This window comes from Micromonospora sp. NPDC047812 (genome assembly GCF_040704175.1).
Taxonomy (GTDB): domain Bacteria; phylum Actinomycetota; class Actinomycetes; order Mycobacteriales; family Micromonosporaceae; genus Micromonospora.
Map to the genome: position 1 here is coordinate 1 of NZ_JBEYRY010000047.1, position 1080 is coordinate 1080.

Below are 1080 nucleotides of genomic sequence, written 5' to 3' on the forward strand. Positions count from 1 at the left end.
CAGCCGCTGCTGCGGATCCATCGCCACAGCCTCCCGCGGACTGATCCCGAAGAACCCCGCGTCGAACAACGCCGCACCAGCCAGGAACCCACCCTCCCGGACATAACTGGTCCCCGACCGCCCCGGATCCGGGTCATACAACGACCCGACATCCCAACCCCGATCCACGGGGAACCCACCCACCGCGTCAACACCCTCGAGCAGCAACTGCCAAAACCCGTCCGGGTCACCAACCCCACCCGGATACCGACACCCCATCCCCACAATCGCCACCGGCTCATCGACATCCGCACCGACCGCCACCGGCGCGACGGCCACGGCAGCGTTCTTGCCAAGCAGCAGGTCCGTCAGATGGTCGGTCAACACCTCCGGGGTGGGGTAGTCGAAGACCAGCGTGGCCGGCAACGACAGCCCGGTCGCGGTGCCCAGCCGGTTACGTAGTTCCACCGCGGTCAACGAGTCGAAGCCGAGCTCGCGGAACGCCCGATCAGGTGCGACTGCCTGGGCACTGTCGTGACCAAGGGCTGTGGCCGCGTGGGTACGCACCAGCTCGAGCACCTTCTGCTGGCGTTCCTCGACTCCCATAGCGGCCAGCCTGGTGGCCAGGTCCACTCGCGTGTCGGTTGTGGTCGCCGTCCGGCGGGCGGAGCCGCCGGCCAACGTCCGCCACAGCGGCGGCACGCTACCGGCGCCGGCTCGGCGTAGCGCGGCCAGGTCCACCCGGATCGGCACGAGTTGCGGCTGGTTGGTACGTACTGCCGCGTCGAACAACGCCAGGCCCTGCTCAGGGGACATGGGAAGGATGCCGTTGCGTCGCATCCGGTCCAGGTCGACCTCGTCGAGATGCCCGGTCATCGCTGACTGTGGGGCCCACAGTCCCCACGCCAGTGACTGTCCAACCCGGCCGGCGCTCTGCCGTCGTAGTGCCAGGGCGTCCAGAACCGCGTTGGCCGCGGCGTAGTTGCCCTGTCCCGGTGACCCGAGTGTGGCCGCTGCCGAGGAATACACCACGAACAACGCGAGATCCGAATCCTGGGTCAGTTCGTGTAGCCACCACGCCGCGTCGGCCTTGGCCCGCAG

At 68.5% G+C, this 1080-nt stretch carries 1 protein-coding gene; it reads right to left on the reverse strand.

Annotated elements, in window-relative coordinates; genetic code table 11:
- The coding region (locus tag AB0883_RS30815; RefSeq protein ID WP_366644779.1) for a beta-ketoacyl synthase N-terminal-like domain-containing protein at nucleotides 1-1080 on the reverse strand (1080 nt) is incomplete at both ends.